Genomic DNA, 20,577 nt, shown 5'->3' with positions numbered 1-20,577 from the left:
ATGTTCGGGGCCGAGGCGTGAGGTCACCTCACGCCTTGGCGTTGGCGGCATCGACGGCACGCCGCGTCAGCACCCCGATGAGGTGCGCGCGGTATTCGGCGCTGCCGTGGATATCGCTGTTGAGACCTTCCGCCGGCTCCGCGATGCCTTCCAGCGCCTTCGAGGCGAAGCGCTTCTTCAGGGCTTCCTCGAATGCGGTGACGCGGAACACGCCTTCGGAGCCGGCGCCGGTGACGGCAACGCGCACGTCTGAAGGACGCCGCGCGACGAACACGCCGACCAGCGCGTAACGCGAGGCCTGGTTGCGGAACTTGATATAGGCCGCCTTTTTCGGCAGCGGGAACATCACCTTGGTGATGATCTCGTCGGCTTCGAGCGCCGTCGTGAACAGGCCCTGGAAGAACTCTTCCGCCTTGAGGCGGCGCTTGTTGGTGACGATGGTGGCCCCTAACGCAAGCACCGCGGCCGGATAGTCGGCGGTCGGATCGTTGTTGGCGAGCGAACCGCCGATCGTGCCCTTGTGACGCACGGCGGGATCGCCGATTCCGCCGGCAAGGTTCGCCAGCGCCGGGATCGCCTCACCGACGATCGCGGAAGTCGCGACCTCGGCGTGCTTGGCGGTGGCGCCGATCACCAGCGAGCGGCCCTTCATCTCGATCGAATTGAGCCCCTCGATATGGGAGAGGTCGACCAGATGCGGCGGGCTTGCGAGGCGCTGCTTCATGACGGGAATAAGCGTGTGACCGCCGGCGATCACCTTGGCGTCTTCGTTCTTCACCAGGAGGTTGGCCGCCTGGCGAACGGTCCCAGGGCGATGATATTTGAATTCGTACATCTGAATGTCCTGATCGCGGGATGCGCGTTACGCGAGGTCGGATTTCGCCATCGCCTTCGCGCCGGCGGAGATCGAGGCGACGATGTTCTGATAGCCCGTACAGCGGCAGAGATTGCCTTCGAGCTCCTCGCGAATCGTGTGGTCGTCGAGTTCGTGGCCCTTGCGATGCACGATGTCGATCGCGGTCATGATCATGCCGGGGGTGCAGAAGCCGCACTGCAGGCCATGGTGTTCGCGGAAGGCCTCCTGCATCGGATGCAGCGGCGCGCCGTCGGCGGCCAACCCCTCGATCGTCCTGACCTCGTGGCCGTCGGCCATCACCGCAAGCGTGGTGCAGGACTTCACGGCCTTGCCGTCGACATGCACCACGCAGGCACCGCACTGCGAGGTATCGCAGCCGACATGGGTGCCGGTCAGCCGCAGATTCTCGCGCAGGAATTGCACCAGAAGCGTGCGGGGATCGACATTGGCCGTCACAGGATTGCCGTTCACGATGAGGGAGATTTTTGCCATAAGCACTCTCTATCAGCGCCCCGACGGGTCCCGTCGAAGCGGTTCTTATAATTATTCCAACCCATCATATGGGCCATTGTCCCCTGGGGCAACATCACCCCGGACGCAAGCCGCCATGCCGAAAGGCGATAGGTTTCAGCCCTGTACCGCCTTGGCGAAGTTCGCGAAAAACTCGTCGGCGAGTTTCTTGGCGGCGCCGTTGATCAGGCGCTGGCCGAGCTGCGCCAACTTGCCGCCGATCTGCGCCTCGACGTCGTAGGAGAGCAGCGTGCCGCCGTCCTTCTCCGCGAGCTTGACCGCCGCGCCGCCCTTGGCGAATCCGGCGACCCCGCCCTCGCCCTCACCCGAGATCTTGTAGCCATTCGGCGGGTCGAGATCGGACAGCATGACCTTGCCCTTGAAGCGCGCCGACACCGGCCCGACCTTCATTTTTGCCGTCGCGCGAAAGCCGCCGTCGTCGGTCTTCTCCAGCTCTTCGCAGCCGGGAATGCAGGCCTTGAGCACCTCGGGATCGTTGAGCTTGGCCCACACGGCCTCGCGCGGCGCCGCAAGCTGGACCTCGCCGTTCATCGTCATGGCCATGAGATCTCTCCCGGATCGGTAACTATAGTGCTGATCAAGTAACGCAGGGACGCGACAAAAGAAAGGGCGGGGCCGGGTCACGTGCAATGCATATTCGCAACTGCAAAAAGACGTGTGCGGGCGGTTGGGGATTGGCACAGCCGGGCCATGGTGATTAGGTCGCGCGCAACATGAGCACATCCCTCTCCCCCCTGCTGGCGCCGATGCTGTCAAGCGCGGCCATGCGCGTGGTCTGCGACGACCGCTCTACCCTGCAGAACATGCTGGATTTCGAGGCAGCCTTGGCACGCGCCGAGGCCGCCACGGCACTGATTCCTGCGTCCGCCGTGGGTCCGATCGAGGCCGCGTGCAAGGCCGATTCCTTCGACTTGGCCGCGCTGGCCGAGGCTGCGACGCGATCGGGCAACCTCGCAATTCCCCTGGTCAAGACGCTGACTGCCAATGTCGGCAAGCTTGACGCGGAGGCCGCCCGCTACGTGCATTGGGGCGCGACCAGCCAGGACGTCATCGACAGCGCGACCATGCTGACGCTTCGCGCCGGCATCGATGCGCTGGACGCTGACCTCAGCCGCGCCATCAAGGGCTTTGCCGCGCTGGCGCGCAGCCATCGCAACACCGCGATGGTGGCGCGAACCTGGCTCCAGCACGCGCTGCCGATGCCGTTCGGGCTGAAGGCGGCCGAATATGCCGCAAGCCTTGCCCGCGCCCGCTGCCGCCTGCGGCGGCTCTCCCGCGAGGGACTGGCGCTGCAATTCGGCGGCGCGGCCGGTACGCTTGCGGCTCTCGGCGACAAGGGGCTCGCGGTCGCCGAACGGCTGGCGCAGCAGCTCGATCTGCCGCTGCCCGAGGCGCCCTGGCATACCCATCGCGACCGCATCGCCGAGGCTGCATCCTGCTTCGCAATTCTCGCCGGCAGCTGCGGCAAGATCGCACGCGATGTCTCGCTGTTGATGCAGACCGACGTCGCCGAAGCGTTCGAGCCCGCCGGCGAAGGCCGCGGCGGGTCCTCGACCATGCCGCACAAGCGCAACCCGGTCGCCGCCGCGAGCGCGCTGGGCGCCGCCACCATGGCCCCGCAGCTCGCCGCGACGATCTTTGCCGCGCAGGTGCAGGACCACGAGCGCAGTGCCGGCCCCTGGCACGCGGAGTGGCCGACGCTGCCGCAATTGATGCTGGTCGCTTCCGGCGCGCTTGCGGCCATCGTCGACATCGCCGAGGGTCTCGAGGTCGATGCCGCGCGCATGCGCAGCAATCTCGATGCGACGGACGGGCTGATCATGGCCGAGGCGGTCACCTTCGCGCTGGCCGAGACGATCGGCAAGAGCGAGGCGCATCATCTGATCGAGGCCGCCAGCAAGCGCGCGGTCGTCGAGAAGAAGCATCTGCGCAAGGTGCTGTCGGCCGATTCGCGAGTTACCGCGCACCTTCCGCCGGAAAAAATTGCGGCATTGTTCGAGCCGATGGCCTATCAAGGGGCGTCGCAGGCCTTGATCGACAGCCTGCTCGACAGCCTCGACCGCGAATAGATACGGAGACGCCGCATGCCCATGATCGATGCCGACGGTTGCCTGCTCAACGTCTCCGTCGAGGGCCGCGACGGTGGGCCGACCCTGATGCTGTCCAACTCGCTCGGCTGCACGCTGCAGATGTGGGAGCCGCAGATGAAGGCGCTGACGCAGGTATTCCGCGTCATCCGCTACGACCGCCGCGGCCACGGCAAGTCCAACGTTCCGCCCGGCCCCTACACGATGGAGCGGTTCGGCCGCGACGTGCTCGCGATCCTCGACGATCTCAACATCGAGAAGGTGCATTGGTGCGGCCTGTCGATGGGCGGCATGGTCGGACAATGGCTCGGCGCCAACGCACCTGAAAGATTCGGCAAGCTCATCCTCGCCAACACCTCCTGCTACTACGCCGAGCCGACCAGATGGCTGGAACGCATCGACGCCGTGAAGAAGGGCGGCATCGCGGCGGTGGCCGATGCCGTGATCGCCGGCTGGCTCACCCAGGATTTCCGCGAGCGCGAGCCTGAGATCACCGCGAAGATGAAATCGATGCTGCTCGCCTCCCCGGTCGAGGGTTACCTTGCCTGCTGCGAGGCGCTATCGACGCTCGACCAGCGCGCGCTGCTTCCCAGGATCAAGAGCCCGACGCTGGTGATCGCCGGCCGCCACGACATGGCGACGCCGATCTCGGCCGGTGAATTGATCCGCTCGAACATTCCCGGTGCGAGCATGACCATCATCGATGCCGCGCACATTTCCAACGTCGAGCAGCCGCACGCGTTCACGGATGCGGTGGTGGGATTCCTGACGCAGCGCTGATCGCGCCCATCGTCATTCCGGGGCGATGCAAAGCATCGAACCCGGAATCTCGATCGGCATTCACAACCTCGAGATTCCGGGTTCGCCTCTTCGAGGCGCCCCGGAATGACTCACCGGAGACGAAACATGGACGATCAGAACCGCCGCGATGCCGGCATGAATGTGCGCCGCAAGGTGCTGGGCAATGCCTGGGTCGACAAGTCAATCGCCAACCGCAACGCGTTCAACACCGACTTCCAGGACATGATCACGCGCTACGCCTGGGGCGAGATCTGGACGCGACCGCATTTCGACGAGCGCACGCGGCGGGTGCTCGTGATCGGCACCATGGTCGCGCTCGGGCAATGGGACGAATTCCGCCTGCACGTGCGTGCGGCGCTCGCCGAGGGCGGCTTCACGCCCGATGACATCAAGGAAATCCTGCTCCAGCAGGCAATTTATTGCGGCGTCCCGGCGGTGAACCACGCCGTCAAGGAAGCCTCAGCGATTGTGCAGGAGCTCGGCCTGCTCAAGACCTAACGGCTGAAGACTTGGCGGCGCGGCGATCTCCGACGTCTTCGGCGCTGCCGCCGGCTTCTCGATCACCACCACAATCGCGGCACCGAGCAAGAGCAGGAGCTCGGTGGCATGCAGCCGGAGCGCGGCCATCTCGCCGACCTTCGAGGCCATCACCATGCTGGCAAACGAGATCAGGCTGCCGATCGCCAGCGCAATGCCGAGCGCCTCGTCGCTGCCGCCGTTCCTTCGCATTCGGGGCATGCAGAGCAGCACGAGATAGATCGCAAGGAACGCCACGACCGTCAGCCGGCCCAGCGCAAGCAGCCAGGCGGCGCGCACCGTTTCCATCCCCGCCATCTGGAGATGGTCGCTGAGGAACAGCGCAACGGCGACGCTCGGCCTCTCGTAGAGGCCGTGCACAGGCGCGACAATGATGTTGAAGGCGACGAGGGTCCAGGCCGGAATGAAATAGGCCGCCAGCATCGCGCCATTGACCGAACCGATCCGCCAATTCCTGAACATGCCGCTTCCCGCTTCGCCTGCCGTTCGCCTTCGCTGGAAGGCTTTGCCGGGAGCTAACTCGCATCAGACTGCGGCGGCAATTTAAACCCTTTGTTTACCTTAACCGGCCTCGCAATCGTCATTCCGGGGCGGCTCGCAGAGCCGAACTATGGTGCGCAATTGCGCACCTGAGAATCTCGAGATTCCGGGTTCGATGCTTCGCATCGCCCCGGAATGACGAAGCAGAAAGCCAAGGACGAGAAAAAAGGCCCCGCCCTTCGGCGGGGCCTCCTTCTCTCCTGGGCTCCCAAGCTAATCCTGATCGCGCTGGCCGCCCTGCTGGCCGGGACGATCGCCCTGGCGCATCGGGTCATTCTGCTGCTGCTGTCCAGGCTTCTGACCGCCGCCCTGCTGCTGCCCGGGGCGCTGCTGGCCGGGGTTCTGACTCTGCTGACCCGGATTCTGGTTCTGCTGCTTCGTCATTCGGGGAACTCCCTTGTTGGACGTCAGAGAGGGAATTAACGGCCAGCACTCACTTTGGTTGCCAGGGAACCCGATTCCTTCGCTGCGAGGAACCCGAGCGCGAAATGATCTCTGTACAAGCCCCTTGTGCCGAGGCCTGGGCAGTTGCAGCCGCCAGTTCCCTCCTGTTACAAAAACGGAAGAACGCTCAAGGGCTGCCGGGGCCCAAGAACTCTCTCTCGAAGAGCTCCCTTTGAGCCCGCGTCAGGTGTGGTAACGGCAGCCTATGGACTATTTCGCCCAGCAGCTCATCAATGGCCTCGTGCTCGGCTCGATCTACGGCCTGATCGCGATCGGCTACACGATGGTCTACGGCATCGTCGGCATGATCAACTTCGCCCATGGTGACGTCTTCATGATCGGCGGCTTCATCGCCCTCATCACCTTCCTGATCCTGATCTCGTTCGGACTGACCGCCATCCCCGTGATCCTGCTCGTCGTGCTGCTGGTCTCGATGGCGATCACCGCGCTCTATGGCTGGACCATCGAGCGCATCGCCTACCGGCCGCTGCGCCATTCCTTCCGTCTCGCCCCGATGCTGTCGGCGATCGGCATGTCGTTCGTGCTCACGAACTATTCGCAGGTGACGCAAGGCGCGCGCGTCAAGCCGATCCCGCCCTTCATCACCGGCGGCTACACGCTGCATGAGAGCGCGGACGGCTTCGTGATCCAGCTCTCCAACATCCAGATCATGGTGGTCGTCACCACCATCGTGCTGCTGGCGCTCTTCACCTGGCTGGTCTCCAGGACCCGGCTCGGGCGCGACATGCGCGCCTGCGAGCAGGACCAGACCATGGCGGCGCTGCTCGGCGTCGATGTCGACCGCACCATCTCCATGACCTTCGTGATCGGCGCCGCTCTCGCTGCGGTCGCCGGCCTCATGTACCTGCTCTATTATGGCCTCGTCGATTTCTTCATGGGCTTCGTCGCCGGCATCAAGGCGTTCACCGCCGCCGTGCTCGGCGGCATCGGCTCGTTGCCCGGCGCCATGCTCGGGGGACTTGCGATCGGCCTGATCGAGACGTTCTGGTCGGCCTATTTCTCGGTCGAATACAAGGACGTCGCGGCATTCTCGATCCTGATCGTCGTACTGATCTTCATGCCGACCGGCCTGCTCGGTCGTCCCGAAGTCGAAAAAGTCTGACGGTCGCGCGTGGCAGCTCCCTCACCCATGAAGGCCAAGCCGGGCATCCCCTCCATCCTGAAGACGGCGCTCGTCAACGCGGTGATCGCGCTGGTGCTGTTCTCGCTGATGGTCGGCATCCGCACCGAGGCGGGCTCCGACGGCCAGCTCACCTACTGGACGCGCTTCGGCGAGCTCGCCTCCCTTGTGGCTGCGGTATTCGGCGGCTCGATCGTGATCGAGCTGCTGCGGCAATGGATCGGTCCGACCGGCGCCGAGAAGCTGGTGCCGCCAGCAGTGCAGAGCGGCATGTCCTTGATCGGACGCTACCTCGCGCCGGCGCTTCTGATCTTCACGGTTCTGGTGCCCGTCATCTTCTATGACCAGCGCTACATCCTGGACCTCGCGATCCTCGTGCTTACCTACGTGATGCTGGGCTGGGGGTTGAATGTCGTGGTCGGGCTCGCCGGCCTGCTCGATCTCGGCTACGTCGCCTTCTATGCGGTCGGCGCCTATTCCTACGGACTGCTCGCCACCAATTTCGGCTGGTCGTTCTGGATCTGCCTGCCGCTCGCCGGCATCCTCGCCGCGTTCTGGGGCGTGCTGCTCGGCTTCCCCGTGCTCCGCCTGCGCGGCGACTACCTCGCCATCGTGACGCTCGCCTTCGGCGAGATCATCCGCCTCGTCATCATCAATTGGCAGGATCTGACCGGCGGTCCAAACGGCGTCTCCGGCATTCCCCGCCCCACCTTCTTCGGCATCCCGCTCGACAACAGCGATGACGGGCTCGCCGCCAGGCTCGGCATCGAGTACTCGCCGACCCACCGCATCGTCTTCCTGTTCTATGTGATCCTGGCGCTTGCGCTCCTCACCAACTGGGCCACGATCCGCCTGCGCCGCCTGCCGATCGGGCGGGCTTGGGAGGCCTTGCGCGAGGACGAGGTCGCCTGTCGCGCGCTCGGTATCAACACCACGACGACCAAGCTCACGGCGTTCGCGACCGGCGCCATGTTCGGCGGCTTCGCCGGCGCGTTCTTCGCCACCCGCCAGGGTTTCATCAGCCCGGAATCGTTCACCTTCCAGGAATCGGCGCTGGTGCTCGCCATCGTCGTGCTCGGCGGCATGGGCTCGCAGCTCGGCGTGGCGCTTGCCGCGCTCGCCATGATCGGCGGATTCGAGCTGTTCCGCGGCCTCGAGACCTATCGCATGCTGGTGTTCGGCATGGCGATGGTGCTGATCATGATCTGGCGGCCGCGCGGCCTGATCGGCCATCGCGCGCCCACCGTGTATCTGACCAAGGCGCAGGCGATCTCCTCCGACCTCGTCAAGGAAGGGCACGGATGAGCGGCGACAAGATTGGCGACAAGATAAGCGACAAGATTCTTGGCGTCGACCGGCTCACCATGCGCTTCGGCGGCATCGTCGCCGTGCAGGATCTGTCCTTCAGCGCGGAACGGAAGAAGATCACTGCGTTGATCGGACCGAACGGCGCCGGCAAGACCACCGTCTTCAACTGCATCACCGGGTTCTACAAGCCGAGCGGCGGCGCCATTCGCCTCACCCATGACGACGGCAGAGTGATCGCGCTGGACCGGCTGAACGATTTCCGCATCGCCAAGCAGGCCAAGGTCGCGCGCACGTTCCAGAACATCCGCCTGTTTCCCGGCATGACCGCGCTGGAAAACCTGATGGTGGCGCAGCACAACGCGCTGATGCGCGCCTCCGGCTTCACCCTGCTCGGCCTTGTCGGTGCCCCCACCTACCGCGACGCCGAAAAGCGCGCGATCGACCTCGCCACCGATTGGCTGAAGCGGGTCAACCTGCTCGACCGCGCAGACGATGCGGCCGGCAATTTCGCCTATGGCGACCAGCGCCGGCTGGAAATCGCGCGCGCGATGTGCACCGAGCCCGCGCTTTTATGCCTGGACGAACCCGCGGCCGGCCTCAACGCGCGCGAGAGCGCGGCCCTGAGCGAGCTCCTGCTCTCGATCCGGGACGAGCTTGGCACCTCGATCCTGCTGATCGAGCACGACATGTCGGTGGTGATGGAGATCTCCGACCACATCGTGGTGATGGACCATGGCGTGAAGATCGCGGAAGGCACGCCGCGCGAGGTCCGCGACGATCCGAAGGTGATCGCCGCCTATCTCGGCACCGACGAGGACGAGGCCGTGGCCGTGATGGAGAACGGGACGTGACATCGGCGCCCACTCCCCTGCTCGCGATCCGCGGTCTTCGCGCCGCCTACGGCAAGATCGAGGCGCTGAAGGGCGTCGACATCGAGATCAATGCCGGCGAGATCGTTGCCCTGATCGGCGCCAACGGCGCCGGCAAGTCGACGCTGATGATGACGATCTTCGGCAAGCCGCGCGCCCGCGCCGGCCAGATCCTTTATGAAGGCCGCGACATCACCGACGTGCCCACCCACGCGATCGCGCATTTGCGCATCGCGCAATCGCCCGAGGGCCGCCGCATCTTCCCGCGCATGAGCGTTGCGGAAAATCTTCAGATGGGCGCGGACTCGACCGAATGCACCGACGCCGAACGCGAGGCGACGCTGCAACGCGTGTTCACACTGTTTCCGCGGCTGAAGGAACGCTATGCCCAGCGCGGGGGAACCCTGTCCGGCGGCGAGCAGCAGATGCTGGCAATCGGCCGCGCCCTGATGAGCCGCCCCCGCCTGCTTCTGCTCGACGAGCCCTCGCTCGGGCTGGCACCGCTGATCGCACGCCAGATTTTCGATGCGATCCGCACCCTGAACCGGCAGGACGGCCTGACCGTCCTGATCGTCGAGCAGAACGCCAACCATGCGCTCAAGCTCGCCCATCGCGGCTACGTCATGGTCAATGGCCTGATCGCGCTGGCCGGGACCGGCACCGAATTGTTGCAGCGACCCGAGATTCGCGCCGCCTATCTGGAAGGCGGCCGCCACGGCTGACCTGGCCCCAGACCTGGCCCCAGAGTTGGCCCCAAGGCGGACGAGTGCAGCCGAATGTGGCGAGATATCTCCGCCAATGCCCGTATTTTGCCGGTGACTTCTCCTCGAATTCATTCAAGAATGGCGCCGGTTTGAACCGGGCATGCCCGGCAACTTCCACAGGCGACCACCCGCGAGGTATCTCATGAAATCACTGAAGCTCATCGGTCTGGCATTCGGCGCATCGATCGCGCTGTCGAGCGCGGCATTGGCGCAGGATGTCACCGTCGCAGTCGCAGGCCCGATGACCGGCGGCGAGTCCGCCTTCGGCCGCCAGATGAAGAACGGCGCCGAGATGGCCGTGGCCGATATCAACGCCGCCGGCGGCGTCAACGGCAAGAAGCTCGCGCTCTCCGTCGAAGACGACGCCTGCGACCCGAAGCAGGCGCGCTCGATCGCCGAGAAGATCGCCGGTTCGAAAATCCCGTTCGTGGCCGGGCACTATTGCTCGTCATCGTCGATCCCGGCCTCGGAAGCCTATGCCGACGGCAACGTGCTCCAGATCACGCCGGCCTCGACCAATCCGCTGTTCACCGAGCGCAAGCTCTGGAACGTGGCTCGCGTCTGCGGCCGTGACGATCAGCAGGGCCTGATCGCGGCGCAGTACATCGCCAAGAACTTCAAGGGCAAGAACATCGCCATCCTCAACGACAAGACCACCTACGGCAAGGGTCTTGCCGACGAGACCAAGAAGGCGCTCAACAAGGCCGGCGTCACCGAGAAGATGTACGAGTCCTACAACAAGGGCGACAAGGACTTCAACGCGATCGTCTCCCGCCTGAAGCGCGACAACATCGACCTCGTCTATGTCGGCGGCTATCATCAGGAGAGCGGCCTGATCCTGCGCCAGATGCGGGACCAGGGCCTCAAGACCGTGCTGATGGCCGGCGACGCGCTCGCCGACAAGGAGTATGCCTCCATCACCGGCCCTGCCGGCGAGGGCACGCTGTTCACCTTCGGCCCCGATCCGCGCAACAAGCCGACCGCGAAGAAGATCGTCGAGGCTTTCAAGGCCAAGAACATCGACCCCGAGGGCTATACGCTCTACACCTATGCGGCGATGCAGGTGTGGTCGCAGGCGGCCAAGAAGGCCGGCACCACCGACGCCAAGAAGGTCATGGCGGCGATGAAGGCCGGCAAGTGGGACACCGTGATCGGCCCGATCGAATATGACGCCAAGGGCGACATCAAGCAGATCGACTACGTCGTCTACAAATGGGATGCCAAGGGCGGCTACGCCGAGATCGCCGGCGGCGGCACCTAAGGCGCGCTTGCGAGGCCTTGGGCCACGATGCAATCGTCACCGCGCCCCGGCTTACCCCGGGGCGTTTCTTCCTGCGGCGGGATCAGACGGCTGCGGACAGTTCGCCGTCGGCCGCAGTCTGGGCATTCCGCATCGCTTGCAGGAGATCGTTCGGCCGAAACGGCTTTTGCAGGCAGACCACGTTGGCGAGGTGAGGCGATTGGTCCATGAAATCGAGCGCCGTCATCCCGGAGACCGCAATGACGGGGAGCGCCGGCGCGCGTTCGCGCAGAGACGCAATGACGTCGACGCCGCTGGTGTCGCCCAGGAAGATGTCGACGATGGCCGCGTCAAACGGGCTTTCCGCGAAGGCCTTCAGGCCCGCCGCACCGCTGTCTGCCTCCACGACCTCGAAATGATTGACCCGAAGCAGGATCGCGACCATCGCACGGACGTCCTTCTGGTCGTCGATGATGAGAACGCGGGGCATGGAGGAACAACTCCCGATATCGGAATCAAAATTGCCAGATTCAAACCTGGAACCCGCCGCGGCGGAGGGCGATCATGGCATCGCCCAGTAAAGGGCACCTTACCAAATCCCTATTCCGTGTTCCCACCGAGGTTAAGTAAGCGGTAACCTTCGGTTGAGTCGTGACTGGTCCCGTGCACGACCCGCGCTCAAAACCGCTACTATGAACGGACTGCCGGCCGAATGAGACTCGCGGAGATGCTCAAACCCGACCTGCTCAAGACCGCCCCGCAAGAGGTGGGCGTGCCTGCGACGATCGACCGAAGCACGTTTCTTTCGACCCTGCCGGCCACTTCGACCGACCGCACTGCAGCATTGACGGTTGTCGGCGTGTCCGCCCTCCTGTTCGCGGCAGCCGTGCCTTTCGCAGGCACCCCGCTCCTGCCGGTCCCGGCCTTCGTCGCCAGTTATCAATCGGCGCTCGCCGTGAACGACATCGTCACGGCAGTGCTGGTGCTCTCGCAATTTGCGGTGCTGCGGACCCGTGCGCTGCTGTGGCTCGCGACCGGCTATCTCTTCACTGCTGCGGCGGCGCTGGTTCACGCCCTCACCTTCCCCGGACTGTTCGCACCGACCGGGCTCTTCGGCGCGGGCGTGCAGACCACGGTCTGGCTCTACATGATCTGGCACGCCGGCTTTCCGCTGTTCGTGATGGGGTATGCCTGGCTGAAAGAAAAGGACGGTGGCCCGCGGATCCGCGGCGCGGCCAGCAGCGCGATTTATGCCAGCGTGCTCGGCGTCATCGCCGCGACGGCCGTCTTCGCCTGGATCGCGACCGCGCAGCACGATCTGCTGCCGGTGCTGTTGCGCGACGGTCGCTACACGCCAACCATGATCGGGGTCGTGTCCTTCGTGTGGTCGCTGAGCTTTGCCGCGCTGGTCTCGCTCTGGTTCCGCAAGCCGCATGCGGTGATCGACGTCTGGCTCATGGTGGTCATGTGCGCCTGGCTGTTCGACATCGCGCTGTCGGCCATCGTCAACGTCGCACGTTTCGATCTCGGCTTCTATGCCGGCCGGCTCTACGGCCTCGCCGCGGCGACCATCGTGCTCGCAGTGCTTCTCATCGAGAATGTCCGCCTCCAGGCGCGTACCGTGGGCCTCGTCGGGAGGCTTCGCCAGCAATCGGCCTCGGAACGCGACTATTACGGCAAGCGCCTAGCGCTGTACGGCGCGGTGGTCGAGTCGTCCAATGACGCCATCATCACGAAATCGCTCGACGGCGTCATCACCGGCTGGAACAAGGCCGCCGAGCATCTGTTCGGCTATTCCGCTGCCGAGGCCATCGGCAAGCCGATCGACATCATCGTGCCGCCGGATCTCAAGGGCGAAGTCAGGAGCATCCTCAACCGGATCGCCGGCAACGAGTCGATCGCCCAGCACGAGACGATCCGTATCCGGAAAGACGGCCGTCCGCTGGACGTCGTCCTGAATGTTTCCCCCCTGCGAACAGACCATGGAGAGATCATCGGCGCTTCCAAGATCGCCCATGACATAACCGAAGAAAAGCAGGCGAGAGAGAAGCTGCGTCGCGAGATCGAAGAACGCCAGCGCATCTTCGAGACATCGCAGGACCTGATCCTGGTCACCGACGGCTATGGCAATTTCGTCCAGGTCAGCCCGAGCGTGAAGAACATTCTCGGCTACAGCCCCGAGGACATGGTCGGACATTGCGCGACCGATTTCATCCATCCCGACGATCTCGAGAAGGCGCGGAACGAGATGCGCGCAGCCCGTCGTGGCGCGGTCAAGCGCAGCTTCGAGGCGCGCTACTACCATTACGACGGTCACGAGGTCACGCTGAACTGGATGGGCACCTGGTCCGAGCCGGTGAAGCGCCACTACTTCATCGGCCGCGACCTCACCGACCAGCAGGCCGCCGAGGCCCAGCTCCGACAGGTCCAGAAGATGGACTCGATCGGCCAACTGACCGGCGGCGTCGCCCACGACTTCAACAACGTGTTGACCGTCATCACGGGCACGATCGGCATTCTCAGCGACGCGGTCGCCGACCGGCCCGAGCTCGCCGCCATCACCAAGCTGATCGACGACGCCGCCGAGCGCGGCGCGCAGCTGACCAGGCACCTGCTCGCCTTCGCCCGCAAGCAGCCGCTCCAGCCACGCGAGATCGACGTCAATGCGCTGGCGCTCGAAGCCGCCAAGCTGCTGCATCCGACGCTCGGCGAACAGATCACCATCATGCCGCAGCTCACCGAGGATGCCTGGCCGACGCTGGTCGACCCGGGCCAGCTTTCCACCGCGATCCTCAATCTCGCGCTGAATGCGCGCGACGCCATGCCTGACGGCGGCACCCTGGTGCTGGAGACCCGCAACGTCTTCCTCGACGACGGCTATGCCAGCATGAACCCCGACGTCGTTGCCGGCAATTACGTGATGATCGCGGTCAGCGACACCGGTAGCGGAATTCCCGCGGAGCTGATCGACCGGGTCTTCGATCCCTTCTTCACCACCAAGGAGGTCGGCAAGGGTACCGGCCTGGGCTTGAGCATGGTGTTCGGCTTCGTCAAGCAGTCGGGCGGCCACATCAAGATCTACAGCGAGCAAGGTCACGGCACGAGCGTGAAGATCTACCTGCCGCGCTCGACCGGGGTGCAGGAGACCGAGTTCGAGGCGCTCCAGAACGCGCCCATCACCGGCGGCAACGAGAAGATCCTGATCGTCGAGGACGACGCGCTGGTGCGGCAGTATGTCGTGACGCAGGTCAAGAGCCTCGGCTATACCGCGCTCGAGGCCGCCAACGGCGCCGAGGCCCTCAATATCATCGACAGCGACGAGACCATCGACCTGCTCTTCACCGACATCATCATGCCCGGCAACATGAACGGCCGCCAGCTTGCTGACGAGGCGGCCCGGCGCCGCCCCGACCTAAAGACGTTGTTCACCTCCGGCTACACCGAAAACGCCATCGTCCATCATGGCCGGCTCGATTCCGGCGTGCTGCTGCTGGCCAAGCCCTATCGCAAGACCGAGCTCGCCAAGATGCTCAGGACCGCGCTCGCCAGTTGAGCCTGCGGCATCGCTGCGCTATCGCAGATGGCAAATTGCTCTCAACGACGAGGCCATCTTGAAAAACCTTCTCACCGATATCGCCGGCGTCCGGGTCGGCCATTCCGGGAATATGAAAGTGGCCTCCGGCACGACCGCCGTCATTTTCGACCAGCCGGCCGTCGCGGCGATCGACGTCCGCGGCGGCGGACCCGGCACGCGCGAGGTCTCGCTGCTCGACGTCGCCAATACGGTCGAACGGGTCGATGCGATCGCGCTCTCCGGCGGCTCCGCCTTCGGCCTCGATGCCGGCGGCGGCGTGCAGGCCTGGCTCGCCGAACAGGGCCGCGGCTTCAGGGTCCGCGAGGCCGTGGTCCCCGTCGTCCCGGGCGCGATCGTGTTCGACCTGCTCAACGGCGGCGACAAGGCCTGGGGCCGCTTCTCGCCCTATCGCGATCTCGGCTATGCCGCGGCTGCTTCCGCCGGCACCGACTTCGCGCTCGGCAGCGTCGGTGCGGGCCTGGGTGCGACCACCGCCACCTTCAAGGGCGGCATCGGCTCGGCGTCGGCCGTTACAGTGAACGGCATCAAGGTCGCCGCGATCATGGTGGTGAACGCGGTCGGCAGCGTCACCGTCGGCGACGGCCCCTGGTTCTGGGCCGCGCCGTTCGAGGAAAACGGTGAGTTCGGCGGACGCGGTCTGCCGCCTGCGTTCACGCCCGACATGCTGGCGATGCGGATCAAGGGCGGGCCGGCAGCGAGTGAGCGCGAGAACACCACGATCGGCCTCGTCGTCACCGACGCGATTCTGAGCAAGGCGCAGGCCAAGCGGCTCGCGATGATCGCGCAGACCGGATTTGCCCGCGCGATCTATCCGGTGCACGCTCCGCTCGACGGCGACGTGCTGTTCGCCGCGGCCACTTGCGAGAAGCCGATCGAGCCGCTGGTGGAACTCACCGAGCTCGGCATGGTCGCCGCCAACGTGGTCGCACGCGCGATCGCAAGCGGCGTGTACAGCGCGACCGCGCTGCCGTTCCCCGGTGCGCAGCCGGCGTGGAAAGACAAGTTCGGTTAGCGCCTCACATCAGGTGTCATCGGCCGGCGAAGACCGGGCGATCCAGTATTCCAGAGACGGTTGTGGTTAAACCGGAAGGCCGCGGCGTACTGGATGCCCCGCTTTCGCGGGGCACGACAGCGTCATTTGCCGAAAGAGCGCTCTTAGCTCACACACTCATCGACATGGACGAGCCGGCAGTCGCTGAGGCGCCTTGGCCCTGCCCGCCTTGCCGCTGCATCAATTGCGCGAACAGATCGTAGGCTGAATTGGCGGAGGGCCCGGAGGCGCCGGGGACCGTCGTCGACATCTTGAATCCGTCGGCATAGGTGACGGTGGTGGTCGTCGAGCCGTCGGCATTGGTCGTCGTGGTCGAAGTCGAACTGCCGCTGGATTGCGACGAGGACTCCGAACCGTCGCCCGCGCCGCCAGCACCTTGCGCATGATGATGGCCGTGGCCGCCCCTCAGCGCCTTCGTCATCTCTCCGAGATTGATGCCGCCATCCGCATTCGCATCCATCTTCGAGAACACGTCGTCGGCCTGCGCCAGGTTGGTGCCGCCGGCGCCGAGCGCGTCCTCGAACTCGGACTTGGTGATCCTGCCGTCGCCGTCCGCGTCGATCTGCGAGAACAGGTCCTTCAAAGCATCTTCGCGGCTCTTCGATGCCGAGGAGGCAGCCCCCGTCGAGGCCGAGTTGCTCGCACCGCTCGTGCCCGCCGACTGGCTCTGCGCGGCGAACAGCGCGTTCATCGTCTCCGGCGAGATCTGCGGATATTTGCCTGCATTGACCGAAGAGGTCGCGCCGCTGGAGATGCTGCTGCCGCTGTCGATCGCGAACGGATTGGTGGCGCCTTGCGCCGGTCCCGTCTTGTGCGTCGACGAAGACGATTTCGAGTTCGTCAGCGACTGGATCGCATCGAGCGCACTCGAGACCGCGCCAAGGGCGAACAGCATTGCACAACTCCAACGCATGCCGCATGCCGCGGCCGATGTTCTATCGGGTGACGTCAGCAAGCGTCGTGCCAGCGCGAAAATGTCAATGAAATCCGCTTTTCCTGTGCCTTGCACGGCCCGGGAACACCGGCAATTCGTGCCGGTCGCGGCAAGAATTTCCGCCCACAGGAAGCACCGCTCCCCTGCATTGCCCGCCACGGAGGCCCATGTTAGGCGAAGCCCATCCTTCACGGCCGCCACGGGAAAACCGCGCCATGACCCAAGCTTTTGCTCCCCGCCCCCTGGCAATCGCCCCCTCGATCCTGGCCTCGGATTTCTCCAGGCTCGGCGAGGAGGTGCGCGCGGTGGACGCCGCCGGCGCCGACTGGATCCATCTCGACGTGATGGACGGGCACTTCGTACCCAACATCTCCTACGGCCCTGATGTCATCAAGGCGATGCGCCCGCACACGAAGAAGATCTTCGACGCGCATCTGATGATCTCGCCCTGCGATCCCTATCTCGAGGCCTTCGCGAAGGCCGGCTGCGACCACATCACCGTGCATGCGGAGGCCGGTCCGCACCTGCACCGCTCGCTCCAGGCGATCCGCGCGCTCGGCAAGAAGGCCGGCGTCTCGCTCAATCCGGCGACGCCGATCAGCGCGCTCGAATACGTCCTCGACCTCGTTGACCTCGTGCTGGTGATGTCGGTCAATCCCGGCTTCGGCGGCCAGGCTTTCATCCCCTCCGCACTCGCCAAGATCCGCGACATCCGCGCGATGACGGCGGGCCGTCCGATCGACATCGAGGTCGACGGCGGCGTCGGTCCCGATGTTGCGGGTGCGCTCGCCGCAGCCGGCGCCAACGCCTTCGTCGCCGGCACCTCGGTGTTCAGGGGCGGCACGCAGGACGCCTACAAGACCAACATCGCCGCGATCCGCAACGCGGCGCTGGGGGCCCGCGGCGAAGCGATTTGAGCTGGATCGAGCGGCGCAGGCGATGAGGAGAAATCCCGCGGCTCGTACCAGCCCTGCAGAGCGCGACGCATCAAATCGCGATCTTGATCCGTACTCATCCGGACTTCACTGATTCGCGCAAATCACCGCAAGTGACTCCTGCCTGCTTTTTGACGGGAGCACATCATGACGACGACCCTGATTTGGACTGGCGTGGCGTTGTGGTTCGGATTCAATGCGGCGATCGCTTCTTGCAGCCTCTACGCGGCACGACCGGTGAAGGCCGTAGCTTCTGCCCGCATCATCCATTTTCATCGTCGCCGGGGCTGAGCGCCATGCAGATCCCGCTCGTGAAGCGCCAGCCGAAACGCAGGTGCCGTATTCCACGGCGCCCGCATCCGAGCCTCGACGACTTCTTCGGCCGCCTCGAGCGCGCCGATGGCGCGCCGGACGATGATGCCGGGCTCGACAATTCGGACCGCGATCGCTCGTTGGCCCTCGCAGCGCCGCCACTGAGACTTCTTTTGCGGACCGTCCCATGAAACCGCATTGCCCGAACTGCCTGACTGAAATGACCAAGGCATCCGCGTCCCGTAACCTGTTCAGTTGCGAGCCCTGCCGCGAGATCATCCAGTATTTCGGCGGCAGCGCGGATCACGGCGAACCCGGCCCGCGATTCTCCTGGCCCATCCGCCGCAAGCGCGCCGCCCAAAGCGCTCACGCGGGCTGATCCATCCCGCAAGACGCCAGGCGGCCTAACCCGTCATTTCGCCGGCCTCTGACCCGCCGACATCCCCGGCCATCCGCGGCGGCCGTACCACGGTGACGGTGCAGATCGCTTCCGAGGCCACCTTGGCCGAGACGCTGCCGAGCAGCGTGCGGCGGAACGAGCCCTGCCGCGCGCCAATGATGACGTGGTCGACCTGGTTGGCTTCGGCGAATTCCAGCAGCGCCGCCGCGGGATCGACGGCCTCCAGCACGTGAACCGACAGCCGGCTTTCGTCGAGCTTCAGCGGCGTCGCCCAATGCCTGAGCGCGACCAGGCGGTCGATATGCTTGTTGGATCCCTGCTCGTCCAGCGTACGGTCGATCGCGATCCGGTTCAGCTTGAGCACGTTGACGCAGGCAAGTCGCGCCGACGGCAAGGTGGCGAGGATGCGCTCGGTGGTCACGCGCAGCGCCTCGTTCAGCTCCGGTGTGCCTTCCATCGTGTCGAGCGCGACAGCGAGGATCGGGCTCGATGCGATCTGGGCGGCGACATCCGATTTCGCGCGCGGCGCCATGGCGCCCTGGTTGAAACGGCGCCGCCAAACAACGCTGAGCGGGTCACGCTTCAGCCGCTCCGAACGCGCGGTGAGCTTGACCTGGTCCGGATGGGCGAGATCGAAGGCGAGCTGGGACGCCGTCGGATAGCGCCACACCGGCTCGATCTCGAGACACCGCAACACCACCTCCTGAAGCCAGGGCGGATAATCGGCGCGAAGCTTCCGCGGCGGATGCGGGTCGCGCCAGAGCCTGCGCCGCATCGCGCGCAGCGTCTCGCCCTCGCCGAACGGCCGCTCGCCCGTGGTGAAGAAATAGAGCAGCACGCCGAGCGAGAACAGGTCGCTGCGCGGATCGTCGCGCACGCCCAACAGCCGCTCGGGTGCCATATAGGGCGCGGTGCCGTAAGGCAGACGAAATTCCTCCTGCAACAGATCCGGCAGGTGGTTGTGATGCGACAGGCCGTAGTCGATCAGCACCGCCTCGCCGGAATCGCGGAACATGATGCTGCTCGGCTTGATGTCATGATGGATGACGTTCTGCCGATTCAGATCAGCAAGCGCAGTTGCGATCTTGGCGACGAGCTGCCGCGCCTCGTCATAAGGCAGCGGCAGCTCGGGGAGCCGCTTGTAGAGCGTGGCGCCTGGGATGCGCTCGATCACGACATAGGCCTGGCGGGCGAAATCACCGGTGCCGAAGCAGGCCGGCACATGCGGACCCGCGAGCCGCGGCAGGATCATCATCTCCATCTCGAAGGAGACGATCGCGGCGGGGTCCTCGCCCTCCGACACCCGCGGGATCTTCATCAGCAAGGGCACGTCGATGCCGGGATGGGTGACAGTCCACAGCGTCGCCATGCCGCCGGCGTGGACGCATTCACCGATGGTGTAACCGTCGATCTCCGCGCCTGACTTGACCAGGGGTTTCGGCATCGGCCTCTAGCGCCCCTGCGACAGCCGGTCGGCGAGCCAGTGCGGCAGGCCGTTGTCGCGGATTCTGCCTGCTGCGGTCGCGATGTCATAGGGGGCGCGGCAATAGGTGATCTGGCACGAGACCGTCTCGAACAGCACGAAGGACGCCGAGGGATCGCCGTCGCGCGGCTGGCCGACCGAGCCGAGCACCGCGAGCCATTGCCGCCCGCGCAGGAGCTGCACGGGAACGTCGGTCTTCGGCACGAAGCTCGTCATCTTGGCCGTCACCGACATCGAATAGAGCGCGGGGCGGTGGATATGTCCGCAGAACGTGACATGGGCGGGCGTCGCAATCAGGCTCTTGGCGGCATCCGTCGTCGAGCGGACATAGTGCCAGCGCTGGGGGCTGGACGCTTCCGAATGCACGAACAGGCGGTCGCCGTCCTGCACCAGCATCGGCAATTCGGCCAAGAATCGCCGCTGCGCGGTGTCGAGCCGGCCGCGGGTCCATTCGATCGCGATCTGCGCCTCGACGTTCATGGTCTCCGTCGAGGAATTGACCGCCTGGTCGTGATTGCCGCGCACGGCGACCGCGCCTCCGGCAACCAGCTCCATCGCGGTATCAACGACCCATTCCGGGTCGGCGCCATAGCCGACGAAGTCGCCGAGCAGGACGAAGCGCTCCGCGCCCCTGGCGCGGGCCACCTTCAGGCAGGCCTCGAACGCCTGCCGGTTGCCGTGGATATCCGAGAAGACAGCGATAAGCACGCACCCTCCACCCTCAAATTCTTATTGGAAGCCGATAAGGC

General features: G+C 65.2%; 21 protein-coding genes. 13 read left to right on the top strand and 8 right to left on the bottom strand.

Features of this window, described 5'->3' with window-relative positions; translation table 11 throughout:
- Window positions 1–28 precede the first annotated feature (28 nt).
- The 3 genes from XH87_RS05545 to XH87_RS05535 form a co-directional block, all read right to left on the bottom strand.
- Entirely contained in the window at window positions 29–835 is an 807-nt protein-coding gene (locus XH87_RS05545) for an FAD binding domain-containing protein (protein ID WP_271586448.1), read from the bottom strand.
- A gap of 27 nt (window positions 836–862) precedes the next feature.
- Window positions 863–1,348 (bottom strand): (2Fe-2S)-binding protein, encoded by a 486-nt coding sequence (locus XH87_RS05540; RefSeq protein ID WP_158669908.1) that lies wholly within the window; start codon window positions 1,346–1,348, stop codon window positions 863–865.
- Window positions 1,349–1,483: 135 nt separating this feature from the next.
- The gene (locus XH87_RS05535) at window positions 1,484–1,930 is read right to left on the bottom strand and encodes an SRPBCC family protein (RefSeq protein ID WP_074123747.1); all 447 of its coding nucleotides are present in this window, start codon (window positions 1,928–1,930) and stop codon (window positions 1,484–1,486) included.
- Window positions 1,931–2,100: 170 nt separating this feature from the next.
- On the opposite strand from XH87_RS05535, the gene XH87_RS05530 reads away from it, so the two are divergent.
- The 3 genes from XH87_RS05530 (at window position 2,101) to XH87_RS05520 (ending at window position 4,773) form a co-directional block, all read left to right on the top strand.
- Complete coding sequence (locus XH87_RS05530; RefSeq protein ID WP_271586447.1) at window positions 2,101–3,456, top strand: 3-carboxy-cis,cis-muconate cycloisomerase; 1,356 nt, start codon at window positions 2,101–2,103, stop codon at window positions 3,454–3,456.
- 15 nt (window positions 3,457–3,471) lie between these two features.
- Window positions 3,472–4,254, top strand: a complete 783-nt coding sequence (pcaD, locus tag XH87_RS05525; RefSeq protein ID WP_271586446.1) for a 3-oxoadipate enol-lactonase — start codon at window positions 3,472–3,474, stop codon at window positions 4,252–4,254.
- A gap of 126 nt (window positions 4,255–4,380) precedes the next feature.
- Entirely contained in the window at window positions 4,381–4,773 is a 393-nt protein-coding gene (locus XH87_RS05520; RefSeq protein ID WP_158672182.1) for a carboxymuconolactone decarboxylase family protein, read from the top strand.
- Here XH87_RS05520 and XH87_RS05515 read toward each other — a convergent pair.
- Window positions 4,735–5,274: a hypothetical protein gene (locus XH87_RS05515; RefSeq protein ID WP_271586445.1), complete on the bottom strand. Its 540-nt coding sequence runs from the start codon at window positions 5,272–5,274 to the stop codon at window positions 4,735–4,737. The genes XH87_RS05520 and XH87_RS05515 overlap by 39 nt on opposite strands.
- A 213-nt stretch (window positions 5,275–5,487) precedes the next feature.
- On the opposite strand from XH87_RS05515, the gene XH87_RS05510 reads away from it, so the two are divergent.
- The 6 genes from XH87_RS05510 (at window position 5,488) to XH87_RS05485 (ending at window position 11,139) form a co-directional block, all read left to right on the top strand.
- Window positions 5,488–5,775: a hypothetical protein gene (locus XH87_RS05510; RefSeq protein ID WP_271586444.1), complete on the top strand. Its 288-nt coding sequence runs from the start codon at window positions 5,488–5,490 to the stop codon at window positions 5,773–5,775.
- Between the two features lie 226 nt (window positions 5,776–6,001).
- Window positions 6,002–6,919, top strand: a complete 918-nt coding sequence (locus XH87_RS05505; protein ID WP_035707691.1) for an ABC transporter permease subunit — start codon at window positions 6,002–6,004, stop codon at window positions 6,917–6,919.
- A 27-nt stretch (window positions 6,920–6,946) separates the two neighbouring features.
- Entirely contained in the window at window positions 6,947–8,242 is a 1,296-nt protein-coding gene (gene livM / locus XH87_RS05500) for a high-affinity branched-chain amino acid ABC transporter permease LivM (protein ID WP_271586443.1), read from the top strand.
- Window positions 8,239–9,096, top strand: coding sequence for an ABC transporter ATP-binding protein (locus XH87_RS05495; protein WP_035707685.1), 858 nt, complete (start codon window positions 8,239–8,241; stop codon window positions 9,094–9,096). Before livM ends, XH87_RS05495 begins: the two co-directional genes overlap by 4 nt.
- Window positions 9,093–9,836: an ABC transporter ATP-binding protein gene (locus XH87_RS05490; protein WP_050991029.1), complete on the top strand. Its 744-nt coding sequence runs from the start codon at window positions 9,093–9,095 to the stop codon at window positions 9,834–9,836. The genes XH87_RS05495 and XH87_RS05490 overlap by 4 nt, the downstream gene beginning before the upstream one ends.
- 184 nt (window positions 9,837–10,020) lie before the next feature.
- Window positions 10,021–11,139 (top strand): branched-chain amino acid ABC transporter substrate-binding protein, encoded by a 1,119-nt coding sequence (locus XH87_RS05485; RefSeq protein ID WP_035707683.1) that lies wholly within the window; start codon window positions 10,021–10,023, stop codon window positions 11,137–11,139.
- Window positions 11,140–11,221: 82 nt separating this feature from the next.
- On the opposite strand, the gene XH87_RS05480 is transcribed toward XH87_RS05485, so the two are convergent.
- Entirely contained in the window at window positions 11,222–11,608 is a 387-nt protein-coding gene (locus XH87_RS05480; protein WP_271586442.1) for a response regulator, read from the bottom strand.
- Between the two features lie 237 nt (window positions 11,609–11,845).
- Between XH87_RS05480 and XH87_RS05475 the strand changes: the two genes are divergently transcribed.
- Both XH87_RS05475 and XH87_RS05470 read left to right on the top strand, forming a co-directional pair.
- The gene (locus XH87_RS05475) at window positions 11,846–14,671 is read left to right on the top strand and encodes a PAS domain S-box protein (RefSeq protein ID WP_271586441.1); all 2,826 of its coding nucleotides are present in this window, start codon (window positions 11,846–11,848) and stop codon (window positions 14,669–14,671) included.
- A 58-nt stretch (window positions 14,672–14,729) separates the two neighbouring features.
- A complete protein-coding gene (locus XH87_RS05470; protein WP_271586440.1) occupies window positions 14,730–15,725 on the top strand; it encodes a P1 family peptidase in 996 nt (331 codons plus the stop codon).
- A 148-nt stretch (window positions 15,726–15,873) separates the two neighbouring features.
- On the opposite strand, the gene XH87_RS05465 is transcribed toward XH87_RS05470, so the two are convergent.
- The gene (locus XH87_RS05465) at window positions 15,874–16,659 is read right to left on the bottom strand and encodes an EF-hand domain-containing protein (RefSeq protein WP_271586439.1); all 786 of its coding nucleotides are present in this window, start codon (window positions 16,657–16,659) and stop codon (window positions 15,874–15,876) included.
- Between the two features lie 254 nt (window positions 16,660–16,913).
- Here XH87_RS05465 and rpe point away from each other — a divergent pair, with 254 nt between their 5' ends.
- Both rpe and XH87_RS05455 read left to right on the top strand, forming a co-directional pair.
- On the top strand, window positions 16,914–17,615 hold the full coding sequence (gene rpe, locus XH87_RS05460; RefSeq protein ID WP_035707671.1) for a ribulose-phosphate 3-epimerase: 702 nt from the start codon (window positions 16,914–16,916) through the stop codon (window positions 17,613–17,615).
- Between the two features lie 165 nt (window positions 17,616–17,780).
- The gene (locus tag XH87_RS05455; protein WP_271586438.1) at window positions 17,781–17,924 is read left to right on the top strand and encodes a hypothetical protein; all 144 of its coding nucleotides are present in this window, start codon (window positions 17,781–17,783) and stop codon (window positions 17,922–17,924) included.
- A 425-nt stretch (window positions 17,925–18,349) separates the two neighbouring features.
- Here the strand turns inward: XH87_RS05455 and XH87_RS05450 are convergent, their stop codons facing one another.
- Together XH87_RS05450 and XH87_RS05445 are read right to left on the bottom strand one after the other, a co-directional pair.
- The gene (locus XH87_RS05450; RefSeq protein ID WP_271586437.1) at window positions 18,350–19,789 is read right to left on the bottom strand and encodes a protein kinase domain-containing protein; all 1,440 of its coding nucleotides are present in this window, start codon (window positions 19,787–19,789) and stop codon (window positions 18,350–18,352) included.
- A 6-nt stretch (window positions 19,790–19,795) separates the two neighbouring features.
- The gene (locus XH87_RS05445) at window positions 19,796–20,536 is read right to left on the bottom strand and encodes a metallophosphoesterase family protein (protein ID WP_271586436.1); all 741 of its coding nucleotides are present in this window, start codon (window positions 20,534–20,536) and stop codon (window positions 19,796–19,798) included.
- Window positions 20,537–20,577 lie beyond the last annotated feature (41 nt).

Source organism: Bradyrhizobium sp. CCBAU 53415, assembly GCF_028128735.1.
Taxonomy (GTDB): domain Bacteria; phylum Pseudomonadota; class Alphaproteobacteria; order Rhizobiales; family Xanthobacteraceae; genus Bradyrhizobium.
The sequence above is the reverse complement of the archived record's forward strand: the minus strand, read 5'-3'. Positions and strand labels throughout refer to the sequence as shown.